This window comes from Arthrobacter glycogeni (genome assembly GCF_054510815.1).
In genome coordinates this window covers 173,950-191,563 of record NZ_JBTNDV010000005.1, presented here as the reverse complement: position 1 = coordinate 191,563, position 17,614 = coordinate 173,950, and the positions used below count along the sequence as shown (strand labels likewise).

Annotated in this window: 14 protein-coding genes; 7 read left to right on the top strand and 7 right to left on the bottom strand. The window is 66.5% G+C overall.

The window, feature by feature from the left end:
* Positions 1-26 precede the first annotated feature (26 nt).
* From ACX80G_RS07660 to ACX80G_RS07640, 5 genes are read left to right on the top strand one after another with little or no spacing between them, the layout of a single operon-like run.
* A complete protein-coding gene (locus ACX80G_RS07660; protein WP_459306944.1) occupies positions 27-779 on the top strand; it encodes an NUDIX hydrolase in 753 nt (250 codons plus the stop codon).
* Entirely contained in the window at positions 776-2,059 is a 1,284-nt protein-coding gene (gene nadA / locus ACX80G_RS07655) for a quinolinate synthase NadA (RefSeq protein ID WP_459306942.1), read from the top strand. Before ACX80G_RS07660 ends, nadA begins: the two co-directional genes overlap by 4 nt.
* A complete protein-coding gene (gene nadB / locus ACX80G_RS07650; protein WP_459306940.1) occupies positions 2,056-3,669 on the top strand; it encodes an L-aspartate oxidase in 1,614 nt (537 codons plus the stop codon). The genes nadA and nadB overlap by 4 nt, the downstream gene beginning before the upstream one ends.
* Positions 3,666-4,580, top strand: coding sequence for a carboxylating nicotinate-nucleotide diphosphorylase (gene nadC / locus ACX80G_RS07645; protein WP_459306938.1), 915 nt, complete (start codon positions 3,666-3,668; stop codon positions 4,578-4,580). The genes nadB and nadC overlap by 4 nt, the downstream gene beginning before the upstream one ends.
* Positions 4,580-5,728: a cysteine desulfurase family protein gene (locus tag ACX80G_RS07640; RefSeq protein WP_459306936.1), complete on the top strand. Its 1,149-nt coding sequence runs from the start codon at positions 4,580-4,582 to the stop codon at positions 5,726-5,728. The genes nadC and ACX80G_RS07640 overlap by 1 nt, the downstream gene beginning before the upstream one ends.
* Here the strand turns inward: ACX80G_RS07640 and ACX80G_RS07635 are convergent.
* Positions 5,725-6,636 (bottom strand): alpha/beta fold hydrolase, encoded by a 912-nt coding sequence (locus tag ACX80G_RS07635; protein WP_459306934.1) that lies wholly within the window; start codon positions 6,634-6,636, stop codon positions 5,725-5,727. The genes ACX80G_RS07640 and ACX80G_RS07635 overlap by 4 nt on opposite strands.
* 101 nt (positions 6,637-6,737) lie before the next feature.
* On the opposite strand from ACX80G_RS07635, the gene ACX80G_RS07630 reads away from it, so the two are divergent.
* A complete protein-coding gene (locus tag ACX80G_RS07630; protein ID WP_459306932.1) occupies positions 6,738-7,532 on the top strand; it encodes a hypothetical protein in 795 nt (264 codons plus the stop codon).
* 3 nt (positions 7,533-7,535) lie between these two features.
* Here the strand turns inward: ACX80G_RS07630 and ACX80G_RS07625 are convergent, their stop codons facing one another.
* Positions 7,536-8,453 carry an oxidoreductase gene (locus tag ACX80G_RS07625; RefSeq protein ID WP_459306930.1) on the bottom strand — a complete coding sequence of 306 codons (918 nt, stop codon included), beginning with the start codon at positions 8,451-8,453 and terminating at the stop codon, positions 7,536-7,538.
* A gap of 101 nt (positions 8,454-8,554) precedes the next feature.
* Here ACX80G_RS07625 and ACX80G_RS07620 point away from each other — a divergent pair, with 101 nt between their 5' ends.
* A complete protein-coding gene (locus ACX80G_RS07620) occupies positions 8,555-9,358 on the top strand; it encodes a transglutaminase-like domain-containing protein (RefSeq protein WP_459306928.1) in 804 nt (267 codons plus the stop codon).
* Here ACX80G_RS07620 and ACX80G_RS07615 read toward each other — a convergent pair.
* From ACX80G_RS07615 to ACX80G_RS07595, 5 genes are all read right to left on the bottom strand, one after another.
* Positions 9,352-9,828, bottom strand: a complete 477-nt coding sequence (locus tag ACX80G_RS07615; RefSeq protein WP_459307030.1) for a MarR family winged helix-turn-helix transcriptional regulator — start codon at positions 9,826-9,828, stop codon at positions 9,352-9,354. The genes ACX80G_RS07620 and ACX80G_RS07615 overlap by 7 nt on opposite strands.
* Positions 9,818-10,906: an LLM class flavin-dependent oxidoreductase gene (locus tag ACX80G_RS07610; RefSeq protein WP_459306926.1), complete on the bottom strand. Its 1,089-nt coding sequence runs from the start codon at positions 10,904-10,906 to the stop codon at positions 9,818-9,820. The genes ACX80G_RS07615 and ACX80G_RS07610 overlap by 11 nt, the downstream gene beginning before the upstream one ends.
* Before the next feature lie 92 nt (positions 10,907-10,998).
* Positions 10,999-14,136 carry an efflux RND transporter permease subunit gene (locus tag ACX80G_RS07605; RefSeq protein WP_459306924.1) on the bottom strand — a complete coding sequence of 1,046 codons (3,138 nt, stop codon included), beginning with the start codon at positions 14,134-14,136 and terminating at the stop codon, positions 10,999-11,001.
* 49 nt (positions 14,137-14,185) lie between these two features.
* Entirely contained in the window at positions 14,186-15,688 is a 1,503-nt protein-coding gene (locus tag ACX80G_RS07600; protein WP_459306923.1) for a malate:quinone oxidoreductase, read from the bottom strand.
* Positions 15,689-15,782: 94 nt separating this feature from the next.
* Positions 15,783-17,513 (bottom strand): ABC transporter substrate-binding protein, encoded by a 1,731-nt coding sequence (locus ACX80G_RS07595; RefSeq protein WP_459306921.1) that lies wholly within the window; start codon positions 17,511-17,513, stop codon positions 15,783-15,785.
* Positions 17,514-17,614: the final 101 nt, after the last annotated feature.

The window sequence follows — 17,614 nt, the reverse complement described above, 5'->3', positions numbered from 1 at the left end:
CATTAAGTGTGGGATCGAGGGATCTAATGTACACAGACGCGGCAAACGTCTCCGAACGGCAGCTGCAGCCACCCACCCTGGCTATCTCTACGGTGATCTTCGCCCTGCGGCCCAGCGCGAGGTCGGGCCGTCCCACCCTGTGGCTGCCGTTGGTCCGCCGGATCAGGCAGCCGCATCTCGGCAAGTGGGCGCTGCCGGGTGGCCCCCTTGCCCAGGTCGAATCACTACAGGATGCAGCATCACGTAACCTCCGGGAGACCACAGGGCTGGTCCCCAACTACCTGGAGCAGCTCTATGCCTTCGGGGGGCTCGACCGGGCGGCCACCCAGCGTCTGGTCTCCATCGTCTATTGGGCACTGGTTCAACCTGATGAAGCTGCCCTGACCCAGGAGTCCGAAAATGTCAGCTGGGTCCGGGCTGACAAGCTGGCGGACCTCGCCTTCGACCACAACGCCATTGTTGACTACGCCCTCTGGCGGCTCCGCAGCAAAATGGAGTACGGCTCGATCGCCTACCACTTCCTCGGCGACACCTTCACCCTCGCGCAGGTCAGGGAGGTCTACGAGGCGGTGCTTGACCGCCACCTGGATCCCGCGAATTTCCGCCGCCAGCTTCGAGCGACCCCAGACATCACCCCCACCGATGAGTACCTCCAGGGCGTCCGCCACCGGCCGCCCCGGCTGTACCGCTACACGGGGACGGCGGGCACCCCTGGCGCCGGGACCATCCCCGTGCCGGCCAGCACGTCCACTGACGAGACCCTCAGGAGCCACCCATGACCAGTGTCACCACCGCGATCCAGCTCGTGACCCGCGAGCACGCCCAGACCCAGCGTGTCACCACGTGCTCGCCGGCCCTCGCCAAGGACCCGTGGACAGTCGACCGGGAGATACTGCCTGCCTACGGTCCCGGCGCCTCCATGGGCGACGTTGCGCCACCGTCCACCCCACGGCAGGGGGAGCTACCCGAGGAATACCGGGTCGCCACCGACGAGGAGCTCGACACGAGGATTCTCGCGGCCAAGGCAACACTCGGCGGGCGCGCGGTCATCCTGGGCCACTTCTACCAGCGCGATGAGGTGGTCAAGTACGCAGACTTCGTGGGCGATTCCTACCAGCTGGCGCGCGCCGCCACCGAAAAGACGCAAGCCGAAGCCATCATCTTCTGCGGCGTCCATTTCATGGCCGAAACCGCCGACATGCTCTCCCGCCCGGACCAAGCGGTGATCCTACCTAACCTCGCCGCTGGCTGCTCGATGGCCGACATGGCCGACATCGATTCCGTCACCGACTGCTGGGAGGACCTCGCCGAGCTGTTCGGGACAGAGCCCGACGACGACGGCCGCGTACCGGTCATACCCGTCACCTACATGAACTCCTCGGCAGCGCTCAAGGGATTCTGCGGCCGCAATGGAGGGATTGTGTGTACCTCCTCGAACGCCGCGGCCGTGCTCGAATGGGCTTTCCAGCGGGGTCAGCGGGTGCTGTTCTTCCCCGACCAGCACCTGGGACGGAACACCGCCAAAGCGATGGGGGTGCCAGTGGGGCAGATGCCCCTGTGGAACCCGCGCAAACCGCTCGGCGGCAACGACGAGGCAGCACTGCAGGATGCCCGGGTCATCCTCTGGCACGGCTTCTGCTCGGTCCACAAACGCTTCTCAGTGAGCCAGATTGACCAGGCGAGAGCCGACTACCCCGGGGTCCGCGTGATCGTCCACCCGGAATGCCCCATGGAGGTGGTCGACGCAGCCGACGCCGCGGGCTCCACCGACTACATCCGGCGGGCCATCGAGTCGGCCGAACCTGGGACCACCTTCGCCGTCGGCACCGAAATCAACATGGTCAACCGGCTGGCCGGCCAGCACCCGGAGCACACCATCTTCTGCCTCGATCCGGTGATCTGCCCTTGTTCCACCATGTACCGCATCCACCCGGGCTACCTGGCCTGGGTGCTTGAGGGGCTGGTCGCAGGCACAGTGCTTAACCGGATCACCGTCGACGAGTCAGTCGCCGAACCGTCCCGGGTTGCGTTGGAACGCATGCTCGTCGTCCAGCCATGAGCACTGCCTCGCCCCGCCACGTTGTGGTGGTGGGCAGCGGTATCGCCGGACTCTACTCGGCGCTCCGCCTGCGGCACGCTATCCCCGGAGCCGCAGTCACCCTGATCACGAAGGCACAGGTTGAGGACAGTAACACCTGGTACGCCCAGGGCGGAATTGCTTGCGTGCTGCACAGCAGCGGCGGATCTGGGGACACGGCTCACCAGTGCGGCGCAGACCGGGGCGACAGCGTGGCGAGTCACGTTGCCGACACCCTCGCCGCTGGCGGCGGGTCCTGCGCGCCGGAAGCGGTGCAGGTCCTGTGCGCCGAGGCAGCCCGGCACATCGACGTGCTGCTGGGCCTGGGGATCCCGTTCGACCGCACCGCCGTCGGAGAACTGGCCCTGGGCAGGGAAGCAGCGCACTCGGCGTCGCGCATCCTGCACGCGGGCGGAGACGCCACAGGTCCAGCGGTCGCCCAGGCCCTGATTGCTGCGGTCCGGCAGGATCCGGGCATCTCCGTGCTGGAGAACTCGTTCCTGGCGGACCTGCTCACCGGCGGAGCTAACACAGCGGCACCGGCGGTAACCGGTGTCCAGATCCTGCGCGAGGGGGCCCTGACCACGGTCGACGCCGACGCCGTCATCCTCGCCACCGGGGGTGCGGGCCAGCTCTTCACCCACAACACGAATCCGGCGGTCGCCACCGGGGACGGGGTGGCGGCCGCGTGGCGGGCGGGCGCCGTCGTGAAGGATCTTGAATTTTTTCAGTTCCATCCCACGGCCCTTGACGTCCCCGGTAATGTGCTGATCTCGGAGGCGGTGCGTGGAGAGGGAGCGGTCCTGCTTGACGGGTCGGGGCAACGGTTCATGGCCGCTTACCACCCGGCCGCCGAGCTGGCCCCGCGGGACGTCATCTCCCGCAGCATCGCCCTCCACCTCAGGGACCGCGGCGAGGAAAGGGTGTACCTCGATGCGACCGGTCTGGGCGGGCCGGACTTTCTCGCCACCCGCTTCCCGTCCCTGCACAGGCTGACGGCCGCCCACGGCTTCGACTGGTCGGTTGATCCACTGCCTGTCGTCCCGGCAGCCCACTACTGGATGGGCGGCATCCAGACAGACCTCTGGGGGCGGACCTCCCTTAAGGGTCTCTACGCCGTCGGCGAGACCGCCTGTACCGGGGTCCACGGGGCCAACCGGCTGGCCTCCAACTCCCTGCTGGAGGGGCTCGTCTTTGCCAGCCGTGCAGTCGACGCGCTCGCCGCAAGGACGGACGACGACGGCAGCGGCTGGCCCGGGTTCCCCGCCACACCGCTACAGTTCCCCGACACTGCAGCGAACGAGGTCTGCGACCGTCGTACCCTGCAGCGTCTGCTGACCGACCATGCGGCCGTGACGCGCAGCGGAGCCGGCCTGCGGGTAGCAGCCAAACAGCTCGACCAGTTCTCCGGTGCCAGCGGAACGGTCGAGCAGCGAGAAACGGGAAACCTGCTCATCGCCGCGCGGCTGCTCGTGCACGCGGCGGCGGCCCGCGAGGAATCGCGCGGCGCCCACTACCGCACCGATTTCCCGGGACGGCAGGCACACGGCGGCGACCCCCACCTCACCTCCTACCGAAGGGCGCAGCCATGAATCAGCTGACCACTCAGCCGGCACCGGCCGACGTCGATCGGATCGTTGCCGCGGCCCTCGCCGAAGACGCGCCGTGGGGGGACATCACGTCCGAGACGCTGATTCCCGCTGCCGCCACCGCGCAGGCATCGATCGTGGCTCGGCAGGCGGGAGTGTTCTGTGGCCAGCAGGTCATTGAGGCGGCGCTGCGGCTGACCGATCAGCGCACCACTGTGCGGTTCCTGGTGAACGACGGCGAGGCGTTCGCCGCCGGCGCCGTCCTGGCCGTCCTCACGGGCCCCGCCCGCGCGGTCCTCACCGCCGAGCGGGTGGCGCTGAACCTGGCGCAGCGACTCAGCGGGATCGCCACCCTGACCGCACAGTTCGTGCAGGCGGTGGCGGGCACCGGCGCGCGGATCGTCGACACCCGCAAGACCACGCCGGGGCTTCGGGTCCTGGAACGCTACGCGGTCCGCTGCGGGGGAGGATTCAATCACCGTTTCGGTCTCTCGGACGCCCTCATGGCCAAGGACAACCATCTTGCCCTGCTGACCCGCGGTGGTAGCACAGGCCTCACTGAGGCCCTCACCGCTGCGAAGGCACGTCTTCCGCACACCGTGCACTTCGAGGTTGAGGTGGACCGGATCGACCAGATCGAGCCGGTACTGGCCGCCGGGGTGGACACGATCATGCTTGACAACTTCAGTGTGGACCAGCTGACCGAGGGGGTCAGGCTGGTAGCCGGGCGCGCCCTGGTGGAAGCCAGCGGCAATGTGCGGCTGGACACCGTTGCGGCAATTGCCCGCACCGGGGTGGACATCATTTCCTCCGGCGCCCTGACCCACAGCGTCCATTCACTGGATCTGGGGCTCGACCTGGATCTTGGCCCGGCCCCGGACCAGGCCCCGGCCCCGGCGAGCGGCGCCCCCTGATGATCTATCTTGATGCAGCAGCGACTGCCCCGGTGCGGCAGGAGGTGCTGACCGCGATGTGGCCGCTGATGAGTTCGGACTTCGGGAACCCCTCCAGCCACCACGGGCTCGGGGAAGTGGCCGCAACAGCGCTCAGCGCCGCCCGCCAGGGCGCCGCAACGGTGCTCGGCTGCCGCGCCTCCGAACTGACCTTCACCTCGGGTGGCACTGAAGCCAACAACCTTGCGCTGAAGGGCATGGCCCTCGCCACTCCCCGCGACCGGCACCTGGTCTCCAGCGCCATCGAGCACCCGGCAGTCCTTGAAACACTCGACTACCTGCGCCGGTTTCACGGGTTCCGGATCACCGTCGTCCCGGTATCGTCCACTGGCCTCGTCGACCCGGATGACCTGACCGCGGCGCTCACCCCTGGCACCACCCTGTGCTCGATCATGTACGCGAACAACGAGGTGGGAACTGTCCAGCCCGTGCGGGTCCTTGCGGACCGCTGCGCGGAGGTGTCAGTCCCCTTCCACACCGACGCCGTCCAGGCGGGCGGCTGGCTCCCGCTCACCGTCAGCGAGCTGGGAGTCGACGCGCTGACGCTGTCCGGGCACAAGTTGGGCGCGCCCAAGGGAACCGGTCTGCTCTATGTCAGGGGCCGCACCCCGGTGGAACCGCTGATCCACGGTGGCGGCCAGGAACGGGGGAGGCGTTCGGGGACGGAAAACGTTGCCGGAGCCGTGGGTCTCGCCACCGCCCTGGCGTTGGCGCAGGGGGAGCGGGAGGCCGCGGTCCCTGCCGCAACGGCGCAGCGGGACTTTCTCATCGGTCGGGTGCTGGACACCGTCCCCGGGGCGATCCTTACCGGCGACCCAGGGCAGCGGCTACCGCATCTTGCATCCTTCTGCTTTCCCGGTACCAGCGGCGAATCGGTTTTGCTGGAACTGGAACGGCGTGGCGTCGTCTGCTCCAGCGGGTCGGCCTGCGCCGCGGGCAGCGACGAGCCATCCGCGGTCCTTCTGGCGCTAGGGATAGAGCGGGAAACCGCGCAGACCGCGATCCGGTTCTCGTGGACCGCCGCCACCACTGAACGCGACATTGCCCTCGCCTCCAGGGCCGTCACCGCGGCCGTCGCATCGGTGCGGGGTCTGGGTCGGACGGCCTAGTCCGTATCGAAGACGGTGGGCGGCGCGGCTGTCTCCCGCGCCAGGAAGTGTGCCACAGCCTCGGGATCCTCGACATGGGCGAAATGCCCGGTTCTTGGTAGCACGCCGGCCCGTGCCTGTGGCAGCAACTGGGTCAGTTCCGCAACCTCCGCAGCCGAAGTGAAGACATCATGCCCGCCCCGCAGGATCAGTTGAGTGCCCCCGGCCTGCCGCCAGGGAGAAAAGTCATAGTCCCTGAGTTCTTTCGCTGCAACAGCGAAGGCGGCGGGACGGGCATCGACGGCGAGTGCATCGACGACCGGTCCGGTCAGGGCCGTCGGGCTGACGACGAAGGGCCTCAAGACCAGTTTCAGCAGGCCGGTCCGTTGCGCGACCGCGACCAGGCGGGGTCCCAGCGATCCGGTGAGGTCGAGGAACCGCATGATGGTCCTCATGCCGAGGAGCGGACCCATCGTCGGGAGGTTCCGCCACGGGTGGCGAAACGCACGCGAAGCGATCACCGTGGTGGGGGAGAGGACAACCACTGCCAGGGTGCGGTCCGGTTCGGCTGTAGCGATTTGGAGGGCTGGAACGGCGCCCATCGAATGCCCGAAGAGACGCCATCGACTGTAGCCCGCCTGGGTGAGCACCTCGACGATGGCCGCAGCCTGAGAGCGAATCGTAAAAGCGCCGACGCCGGGAGAGCCACCCCACCCTGGAAGGTCGATCACTACCGTATCCACCTCGGTGGGGAAGCTTGGTGCGGCCTGCAACTGACTGAAGGTGCGCCAGGATCCCGCCGCGCCATGCAGCAGCACCCACGGCGGCGCATCAACCCCGGCGGTCCGCGAAATCCTCACCTGAACCGATCCCAGCGCGGTGTGAAAGCGCTCGGTGGTGACGGTCGTGTAGGGCGAAACGGTGGGCATACCAGTAATTCTGCGTGGTGACCGGTGTGGATGCCTCCCTGTGAGCGGTTTCACTGATTAGACTCACAGCAGGGCACGGCAACCACGATGACAGGACACAGATGAGCCGATCAACGCGAACCGCGCGGATCACTGCCAGGTGTGCGCTGGCGGTCACCGTCACGGTGGCGCTGGCCGGCTGCACCGGTCTGGAAATCGGTGACCGCCCGGCGCAAACCGGGACGGCGTCGTCGTCGTCGTCGGACAGCAGCCCTGCGGCACCCCAGGCGACCACCGAATCGGCGCCAAATCCGACGGTCGCAGTGCGCCCGGTCCCCGACGACGAGTGGGTGGTCTTCACCGACCCGGACTCCCTCGCAAGCTTTGAGGTTCCGCCGGATTGGGTTGTCGAGCCGATCGAAGCCCCCGGGGACGGGTTCGCACCCGATTCCATCCACCTCGCCGTCGAGAATCCCGACGGCGATCTGATGGCGGAGCTCCACACCGGCATCAGTGCGGCGCCGGGGGATTGTTCGCCCGACGACGCCAGCCCTTACACGGTCATCCTCAGCCAACCGGTGGAGCTGCCGTCCACAGCAGCATCCGATCAGTCAATTGACCCCCGGCTAGTGGTCCGCCTGATCGAGGGCTTCAGGTTCTTCAGCTCCTACGGCATCACCGACGTGGTGGGTGGCGCCAACGGTGCCGCGTGCACGCTCACCAACACGGTGCAGGGCCCGGAGCACATCGGGCTGTACTCGTTTGGGGACGCGATCTCGCTGACCGCGTTGACTCCCGAGCAGGTCGGTTCCCGGACCGAGTCCTTCGAAACCATTGCCGACGCCGACAAATTCTTCGACTCGGCGCAATTCACCAGCATCCGCCGGATGATCGCGTCGCTGCAGCTCGCCGAGTAACGCTCACACCGCCGGCAGGTCGGGGAAGGTGACGCCGGTCATCGCGGCGCTGACGTCCCACAGCCTTCCGGCAATCACGGGGTCAAGCACCCGCGGCACCGGCGCCACCAGGACTGCGCTGCCTCTGGTCTCGCCCGGCCCGTCGGGGCCAAAGTAGTCGCCGCCGTGGGCCTGGGGAGACGTCGCCGCCGCCAGAATGGGCAGGGACCCGGCGATATCGGACTGCCCCAGGAGCCTGATGACGCCGCCGAGGACGTTCAACACGCCCGTGGTGCCCATGCCTGCTGTGAGATTGGTATTGGACAGGCCGGGATGGGCGGCCACCGCCATCAACGGCTCGCCCGACGCCTTCACCCGCCGGTCGAGCTCCATCGTGAAGAACAGGTTGGCAATCTTGCTCTGGTTGTAGGCGGTCCACCGGCGGTATTTGGTGGTGGAATTGAGGTCGTCGAAGTTGATGGCGCCCCGCTTGTGCGCCAGGCTGGAGACCGACACGACCCGCGGTGCTGCCGCTTCGCGGAGCCGGGCCAGCAGGAGACCCGTCAGCGCGTAGTGACCGAGGTGGTTGATGCCCAGTTGCTGCTCGAAGCCGTCCTCGGTGAGGATGCGTGGCGTGGCCATTACACCGGCATTGTTGATCAGAAGGTCAAGCGGAGCGGTCCAGTCGGCGGCGAAGCGCCGCACCGAGGCCAGCGATGACAGGTCGAGGATCCGCAGCTCTGCCGTGGCGCCGTTGACCTGGGAACGAAGTGTCTCCAGGGCTGTCGCCCCCCGCGCCTCGTTCCGGCAGGCCAGGGTCACCGAGGCTCCTCGCCGGGCCAGGGCTATTGCCGTTTGCAGCCCGAGACCGCTGTTGGCTCCCGTGATCACCGCTGTGCGACCCTCAAGGTCGTGGACCTGGTGCTGGTGAGTGGAATTCACGAGGGAGCCTTCCTTGTTCTAACGTGGTGGTAGCTTCAGCATAGAGTCCCAACCCCGGGCTCGTCGCGCACTGCCACCCCACGTCGATCAGGAGTACATCCATGCAGCGATCGGTCACTGCCCGCATCACCGCGCGGACCAGCTCCGCCTCATCACTCGTCTTCGCCCTGGCGGCCGTGCGGAACTCCGGGTACAGCAGTTTCGACGAGAACCTTGTGGTGCTGGTGAATGACCAGCCGGTGGTCCCGGGGGAGCTGGCAGATATCCATGGGGGACGGCTTCACACCCTCCAGGTGGACGGCGAGGCGAGCATCGCACTTGAGTACAGCGCGACCGTCACTGGGACGGCCACCGCCGAGGAGGCTTCCGAAGCGGATCTTATTCGCTATGTCCGCCCCAGCCGCTACTGCGAATCGGACCGGCTCCTGCCGACGTCGTACGCCGAATTTGGCTCGTTGGCCGGATCTGGGCTGCTCAACGCGGTACGCGACTGGGTGGGTCAGGAGCTTGCGTATGTCGCCGGGTCCTCACGGCCGACCGACGGTGCCGTCGAAACCCTACTGGGCCGCCGCGGCGTGTGCCGGGACTACGCCCACCTGGTCATCTCGCTGTTGCGGGCGAAGGACGTCCCGGCACGGCTTGCCGCCGTGTATGCGCCGGGCCTGACCCCGATGGATTTCCACGCTGTTGCCGAGGCATGGGTGGACGGTGCCTGGCACGTAGTCGACGCCACCGGGATGGCACCGAGACAGGCGCTGCTGCGGATTGCCACGGGCCGGGATGCCGCGGACACGGCTTTTCTATCGACGGTGGGCGGCAGCCTGCGGCTGGAGAAGCTTGAGGTCACGGCGGTGGTTGACTCCCTGCCCGTCGATCAGCCGGGTGCGCTGGTCCAGCTTCAGTAGTCGACGCGCGCGGAGTCGTCGACCCCCTCGCGGATTCGATGGGTAAGATCAAGCAGCTGTTCCAGCTCCCCGGTCTTGAGGATCGGACCCAGCAGGGTGTGGATCACCCGAACGTGCGCCGCGCCAATCTCGCGTTGCAGCTCGCGGCCCTGATCCGTCAGCGCCACCATCACGCCGCGCTGATCCTCCGGCGCCTGTTTCCGTTTGACCAACCCCTTGGACTCGAGACGTTCCACCATCCGACTGAGACTTGGCTGGGATATCAGCAGGCTTCGGTTGAGCTCGTTGAGCCGGGTCCAGCCAGTGGGACAGCGGGTGAGATTGAAAAGGACGTCGTACTCGCCGATCGCCAGCTTTTTGAAGGAGGGATCGGTGCGCAGGCGGCGCATCACTGCGACCTGGGCCCGGAACAGGGACTCCCAGGCCTCGGCCGTGAGACGGATCGCTGGCTCGGTGGTGTCAGACACGATGGGCCTCGGTCGGCGCGGTGAGCCGGTTCTGGAAGGTGGGTGGCGCCGGGATATGGGCGGGAGTGCGCTCGGCAAACTCTCTTCGAAGAACCGGAAGGACGTCTGATCCCAGCAGGTCCAGTTGCTCAAGCACTGCCTTCAGCGGCAATCCGGCGTGATCCACAAGGAACAGTTGGCGTTGGTAGTCGCCGAAGAACTCCCGGAACGTGAGGGTCTTCTCGATCATTTCCTGCGGGCTTCCGACGGTCAGCGGTGTCTGGGCGGTGAAGTCTTCGAGCGACGGTCCGTGGCCGTAGACCGGTGCGTTGTCGAAGTAGGGGCGGAACTTCCTCACCGCGTCCTGAGAGTTGCGGCTGATGAAAAACTGTCCGCCCAGGCCCACGATTGCCTGTTCGGCGGTGCCGTGACCGTAGTGGGCATACCGTTCGCGATACAGCGAAATGAGCTGCTGATAGTGCTCCTTTGGCCAGAAGATGTTGTTGGCGAAAAAGCCGTCCCCGTAGTAGGCGGCGATCTCGGCCACCTGGGGGGTGCGGATTGAGCCATGCCACACGAAAGGGGCGACGCCGTCGAGCGGGCGGGGTGTTGAGGTGAAGTTGCGCAGTGGGGTGCGGTGTTTACCTTCCCAGGTCACCACGTCTTCGTCCCAGAGGCGACGGAGCAGGTTGTAGTTCTCAATGGTGAGCTCCACGCTGTCCTGCTGGTTCTTTCCAAACCATGGATAGACCGGCGCCGTGTTGCCCCGGCCGAGGATAAGATCAACGCGGCCGTCGGAGAGGTGTTGCAGCATGGCGAAGTCTTCGGCGATTTTCACCGGGTCATTGGTGGTGATCAGCGTGGTGGAGGTCGACAGGATGATGCGCTCGGTCTGGGCGGCAATGTAGCCGAGCAGGGTGGTGGGCGAGCTTGGCACGAAGGGCGGGTTGTGGTGCTCGCCGGTGGCGAAGACGTCCAGACCCACGTCCTCGGCGTGCTTGGCGATGGTCACCATTGCCTTGATGCGCTCGTGTTCGGTCGGTGCCGTCCCTGTGGTCGGGTCGACAGTGATATCGCCTACGCTGAAAATGCCGATTTGCATGGTTCCTCCTCCGGGTAGATGCATTTGCATCTACTATACGTGTAACCGGGGTGTCCGGCGCTTTGTTCCCGCGGTGAATTCGCCGCGGCCCGTCAGTGGGACTTCGCGCGCCGGCCGGAGGGATGGGATCCGTCGCGGGAGCGCAGGCGGGCCTCCCGCCGACCCTCCACGAGCCGGTACAGCACCGGCACCAGGATCAGCGTGAGAGCGGTGGACGAGACCAGGCCGCCGACCACCACGATCGCCAACGGCTGCGAGATGAAGCCTCCCTCGCCGGTGAATCCGAGCGCCATCGGGGTGAGCGCGAAGACAGTTGCCAGCGCGGTCATCAGAATGGGCCGCAGCCGCTGGCGGGCACCCTGGATGATGGCGTCCTCGACGCTCATGCCCGGGCTGCCGTCGTGTGGACGCCGGTACTGGTTGATGAGGTCGATGAGCACAATCGCGTTCGTCACCACGATGCCCACCAGCATCAACATGCCGATCAGTGATGGGAGCCCCAGGGGGATCTGCGTGATGACTAGCAGGGCAATGGCTCCAGTCGCGGCGAACGGCACTGAAACCAGCAGAATCAACGGTTGGATCAGGGACTTGAAGGTGGCCACCATGATCACGTAGACGATGGCGACGGCCGCCCAGAGCGCCAGGAACAGCTGGGCAAAGGAATCCGCCTGCTCAGCCGACGCGCCTCCCAGAGTGGCTGTAGCGCCCACCGGCAGGTCAATTCCCTCCAGACGCTCAGTCACGGCGGCGGTCAGCGCCCCCAGATTCTGCTCGGACGGCGTAATGGACACCTGGGCCGTGCGTTCCCCGTTGGCGCTGGTGACGGACAGCGGCACCGCAACCTCGACCACCGACGCCACCGAGGTCAGCGGAATAGGCCCGGCCGGCGTGGGAAGGCTCAGGTCCTGCAGCTGCCCGAGACTGGTCAGCTCGGTGCCTTCGCCGATCAGTACCGGATAGTCGGTGGTATCGAGGCGCACCTGGCCGCCAGGCACCGGGCTGATACTCCCGCCCAGCAGGCCCGCAATCTGGCCCTCGCTGAGACCGGCGGCGACGGCGGCAGCCCGGTCCACGCTGATCTGCACCTGGGGCTGCGCGGCCGACAGGTTGCTGGTCACGTCGCCAGCACCCTCAACCCCCTGCAATGCGTCGACGACGACGTCGCTCGCGGCCCGCAGGTCCCCGGACGTTGGAGCAGTGATGCTCACGTCGATGGTACTCGAGGTGCCTAGGCCCCCCTGCTGGGCGGACAGCGCGAAGGCCCCGACGCCGGTCAGCGACTCAAGGTCCTGCCGCACGTCATCCTGCAACTGCTCCTGGTCGGCGTCCTCAGCGGTGATGACCGTGAAGGAGGCCACCGACGTCCCACCGGAGAGACGTGCAGCGAACCCGCTGGAGGCGTTGCCGATTGTCACCTGGACGTCGCGCACCTCGGGGAAGCCGGCCAGTACCTCTTCGGTCTGCGACGCGGCCGCCACTGTCGTGTCGAGGCTCGAACCAGGCTCAAGAGTCTGGGTGATGCTGAAGTTGTTCTGCCCGGTGCTTCCCAGCAGATTGGTCTGGAGCAGCGGAATCATGGCCGCCGTCCCGGCCAGGACCAGCGCACCAGCGGTCAGGGTCCAGACGGGATGCCGTTGAGTGGCGCCCAGTACGGGAAGGTAGCCGCGCTGCAGCCACGACTTTCGCTCGGCCTGGTGTGCCCTGGCGCGCACCTCGGCGGGGTCGACGTCGGACGCCGCCGAGGGCAGGAACCAGTAGGCCAGCACCGGAACGATGGTGAGCGACACGGCGAGGGAGGCCAGCAGTGCCATCGAGACGGTCAGGGCAAACGGCCTGAACAGTTCACCGGCCAGGTCGCCGACAAAGGCGATGGGCGCAAAGACGGCAACCGTGGTCAGGGTGGAGGCGGTGATGGCCCCGGCCACCTCGCGGATGGCAGTCAAAATGGCGTCGCGTTTGTCTTCGCCGTAGCTGAGGTGCCGTTTGATGTTCTCGATCACCACGATCGAGTCATCCACCACCCGTCCGATGGCGATGGTGAGGGCGCCCAGCGTGAGGATGTTCAGCGAGTACCCGGTGGCCCACAGGCCGATGAAGGTCACCAGCAGGGACAACGGAATCGAGATGGCCGTGACCAGGGTGGACCGAACCGAGAGCAGGAACACCAGGATAACCAGGACGGCGAAACCAAGGCCCAGGACGCCCTCAGTGGTCAGGTCGCTGATGGAGCGCTCAATGAAGGGTGCCTGGTCAAAGATGACCGTGATCTCCGCGCCGTTGCCCAGCTCGGCTTCCAGCTGGGGCACCAGCTCGCCCACGAGGTTGGAGATCGCCACCGTATCGCCGTCAGGAATCTTCGTCACGGTCAAAGCGAGGGTTTCGGTGCCGTTGGTGCGGGTCACCGACGTGGCGTCGTCGTCGGCCACCGCCACGTCAGCGACGGATCCGAGAGTCGGCGGCGTGTCTGCCGGGTCAGGGGAACCGTCCTCCGACAGGAGAGGGAGCGCCCGGATGTCGTCGAGCGAAGCGATGGGGCTGCCGGCCTGGATGGTGAGGGAGCGGTCGCCGTCGGCAAGGGTGCCCACCGGGATCAGCTCGCCGTTGTTTTCCAGGGCGGTGGCGATGTCGCCGATCGTCAGGTCGTTCGCGGCCAGCTCCTGCCGGTCGGGGAGGATCGAGATGTACTGTCCGGCGCCGCCGCTGACCTCGGCGGCCCGCACGCCCTCGAGTTTCTGCAACCGTGGGACGGTCAGCCGGGCAAGGTCCCCGCTCAGTTCGCTCAGCGGCTGATCTGAGGAGACCGCCATGAACACGATGGGCAGGTCGGTAATGCTCCCGGCCAGGGACTGCGGTTCCACCTCGTCGGGGAGCAACGGCCGCACCGTGGAGATTGCGCGGTCCACCTGCCCCCGCGCCCGGTCCAGGTCGGTGCCGTAGGCGAACATCAGGTTGATGGTCGACACCCCGGTGCGGGAGGTGGCCGACGACGACTCAAGCCCCTCCACCCCGCTCAGGGCACTCTCCAGCGGCTCGCTCACTTGCTGATCAAGGTACTCGGGGGAGGCCCCGGGCACCGAGGACAGCACAGTGATCTGCGGGAACTCGAGCGACGGAATGAGTTCCTGTTTGAGCGAGCCCATGGTGATGACACCAAAGACCGACGCCAAAATGGTGATCAGTGCAATCAGCGCACGATTTCCCAGGGAGAGCTGAGCCAGACGGAACATGTGCCGCGCCTTCTACTTCTGCCGGCCGGATCGACGGCTCAGGGGGTGATTACTGGAGCTTCAGTACCCGGTCGGTTCTTGACAGGATGTCTGCGGCGAGTGAACGGTTCTCGTTGAGCTTGACGCCGTAGCCGGGGATCATGTCTTTCAGCTTCGGCTCCCAGGCCGGCAACTGCGCCGGGAAGCAGCGGCGCAGGATCTCCAGCATGATGGGCGCTGCGGTCGAGGCGCCGGGGGAAGCTCCCAGCAGTGCGCCAACCGAGCCGTCGGCGGCTGTGATGACCTCGGTGCCGAACTGCAGCACCCCGCCCTTGCCCGGAGCCTTCTTGATGATCTGCACGCGTTGTCCGGCGGTGATCAGGTCCCACTTGTCGCCGTCAGCGTCGGGAATGAACTCGTTGAGATAGGTGTTTTTCGCCTCGCGGTTTTTCAACACCTCGGAGATCAGGTACTTGGTCAGGGGCACGTTGTCCTTGGCGACCGCCAGCATGGGCACCAGGTTCGACGGGCGGATGGACCCGGGCAGGTCAAAGAACGAGCCGCGCTTGAGGAACTTTGTGGAGAAACCGGCGTAAGGACCGAACAACAGCGACCGTTCGCCGTTGACGTACCGGGTGTCAAGGTGCGGGACCGACATGGGCGGGGCGCCGACTGACGCCTGGCCGTAGACCTTGGCATTGTGCTGGTTGGCGACGTCGGGGTCGCCGCACTTCAGGAACTGTCCTGAGACGGGGAAGCCAGCAAAGCCCTTGCCTTCGGGGATGCCGGTGCGCTGCAGAAGGTGCAGGGCACCACCGCCCGCGCCGATGAACACGAAGCGGGCGCTCACTGTGCGCGCCTGCCCGGTGGCACGGTTGCGGACCTTGACGTCCCAGCGGCCGTTGGACCCGCGGGAGAGGTCAGCGACGTCGTGGTTGTAGTTCAGGTCCACACCCGTGGTTTCAAGGTAACTGGTGAGGCCGCGGGTCAGCGACCCGAAGTCGACGTCGGTCCCGCCCGCCACCCGTGAGGCGGCCACAGGCTGCCCCCCGGTCCGGCCGCTCATCAGCAGCGGTGCCCACTCAGCGATCGCCGAAGGATCCTCGGCGTGTTCGATGGTTTCGAAGAGCGGCTGGCTCCGCAGTGCTTCGTAGCGCCTGCGCAGGTAGGCGGTGTTCTTCTCGCCCCAGACGAAGCTCATGTGCGGCACCGGGTTGATGAATCCCGAGGGGTCGCCCAGGTGTCCGCTTTCCACCATGTGGGACCAGAACTGGCGCGATACCTGGAACTGTTCGTTGATCGCGACGGCTTTGGCGGAGTCGACCGTGCCGTCGGGTCCGGCGGGGGAGTAGTTCAGCTCGCAGAGGGCGGCGTGCCCGGTGCCCGCGTTATTCCACGGATCGGAACTTTCCAGTCCGGCCCGGTCGAGGCGCTCGAAGAGCGAGATGCTCCAGTCTGGCTGCAACTGCTTGAGGAAGGCGCCCAGGGTGGCGCTCATGATCCCTCCGCCGATCAGGACGACGTCGGTGTGTTCTGCGGGCATTCCCGCCTGGCTTGTAGCAGTCAACTTCATCTCCAGTAGCAAGGGCGCTTAGCTTTGAAGCGTAGCGTCTGGTGGGTTCCTTGGGTAATTGGCCAGCGGTTGTGGTCAGTACAGTGGTGGGTCATCAGTCGGTCTCGGTGGCTTCCAGGTCGACGTCGGCGAGATCGATGAGGTTGAATACCTCGTTCATCACCGGGCTGACCGGGTAGGTCGCCACCCGCTCCGAGACGGCCAGGGCGGAGATGGGGAAGGCCAGAGGGACCGCCGGCAGCCGCCGGGCAATCTGGTCGCTGATGTCCTGGTAGGCGGCCACCCGGTCTTCTCCGTTGGGTAGCGTACGGGCACGATCGATCTTGCTGAACAACTGGTTGTCAGTGAAGGCGAACTCGTCAGTAGTGGTGCCGAACAACTGGCCCACAAAGTTGTCAGGATCCTGGTACGTCCCACTCCAGCCCAGGAGGTGGAACGCGCGGTCGTCGTCGTTCTGCACTGTCTCAAGGTACCCGTCGGCCCAGGCTGTGGGCACCGGCTCGATGGTGAAGCCTGCCTCTTCCAGCTGGGCCTGTACGACGGCGAATACCCCCTCGGGTGCGGGAAGGTAAGGCCGTGAGACATCGGTGGGGTAATGGAAAGGAAGGGGTTCCCCGTCGTAGCCGGATTCCTCGAGCAACTCCCGGGCCAACTCGACGTCGTAATCGTAGGTGGTAATTTCCTCATTGGTGACCGCGAGCTTGGGTGGGACAAACTGATCCGCGGGGGCCGTGCCGTTCAGGAACAGACCCTCAATCACCGCTTGCTTGTCGATGGCGTGGGCTACCGCCTGGCGGAACAGGAGGCTATCCACTCCGGGAAAGTCCTGGTTCATGCCCAGGTACAGGATCGAGTAGGGGTCGCGCTGCAGGAGCTGCTGGCCTTCCCTGACCAGGGTGCCGGCATTGTCAACGGTGACGAAGTCGTAGCCGTCGATCTCGCCGGTAGTGAGAGCATCCAGTCGATCGTCGGGCAGGGCGAGCGTGGTGAACACGACGGTGCCGATCTCGCCGCGTTCGCCCCAGTAGTCGTCGAATGAGGTCAGCCGTACGTCGCCTGCCTCCCAGCTGTCGAAGGTGTAGGGCCCGGTGCCCACCGGATTGAGCGCATACCTCGAGAGCGCAGTGCCGTTGCGCTCTTCGGACAGGTCATCGGCCGCCAGTTCCTCAAGGGCCCGCGGTGAGGACATTGCGAACGAGGGCATCGCCAGGGCGGGGATAAACCCGGTGAGGCGGCTGTTGAGCTGGATCAGGACTTCGAATTGACCGAGCGGCTGGCAGGACGAGTAGACGGATAGCTCGGGTTCGTCGGAGTAGGCGTTGAAGACCGAGCCGAAGGCGATGGCGTTGTCCGCGGTGCGGGTATCGGCGGGCAGTGAATACCAGCGGTCGAAGTTCGCGCAGACGGCCTCGGCGTTGAACGGCTCGCCGTCGTGAAATTCAACGTCCTCGCGGAGGGTGAACGCGTAGGCGCGGCCGTCATCCCGTTCGTCCCAGGAAGCGGCGAGCAGGGGGACCGGCTCAGAGGTGAGGGGGTCAATACCGACCAGGCCCTCAAGCAGCTGGCGTGTGATCCGGTAGGACTCGGTGTCGGCCACCAGTGCCGGGTCGAGCCCCGTCGGGTCGGCGGCGGCGCCGAAGGTGAAGACCGCCTCCGGCGCTCGGGGTGGAGCGGTTGCCGACGGCGTCGGAGTGGACGTCGTCGTCGGCGTAGGAACGGGGGTAGCGCCGGTGCAACCAGCAATGGTGAGGCCGAGAACCGCTGCCACTGCACCGCGGGCCGCTCTGGCCCAGCGGGAGGGTCGGGCAGCTTCGGTCGTCGCCATGGTCTCCTCAGCCGTAGCCGCGCACGGCGGAAAATTGATTAGGTTCTCCAGTCTAAATGATGATCACCGCCGCGGTCTGCGACCAACCGGCGGCCGGTCAC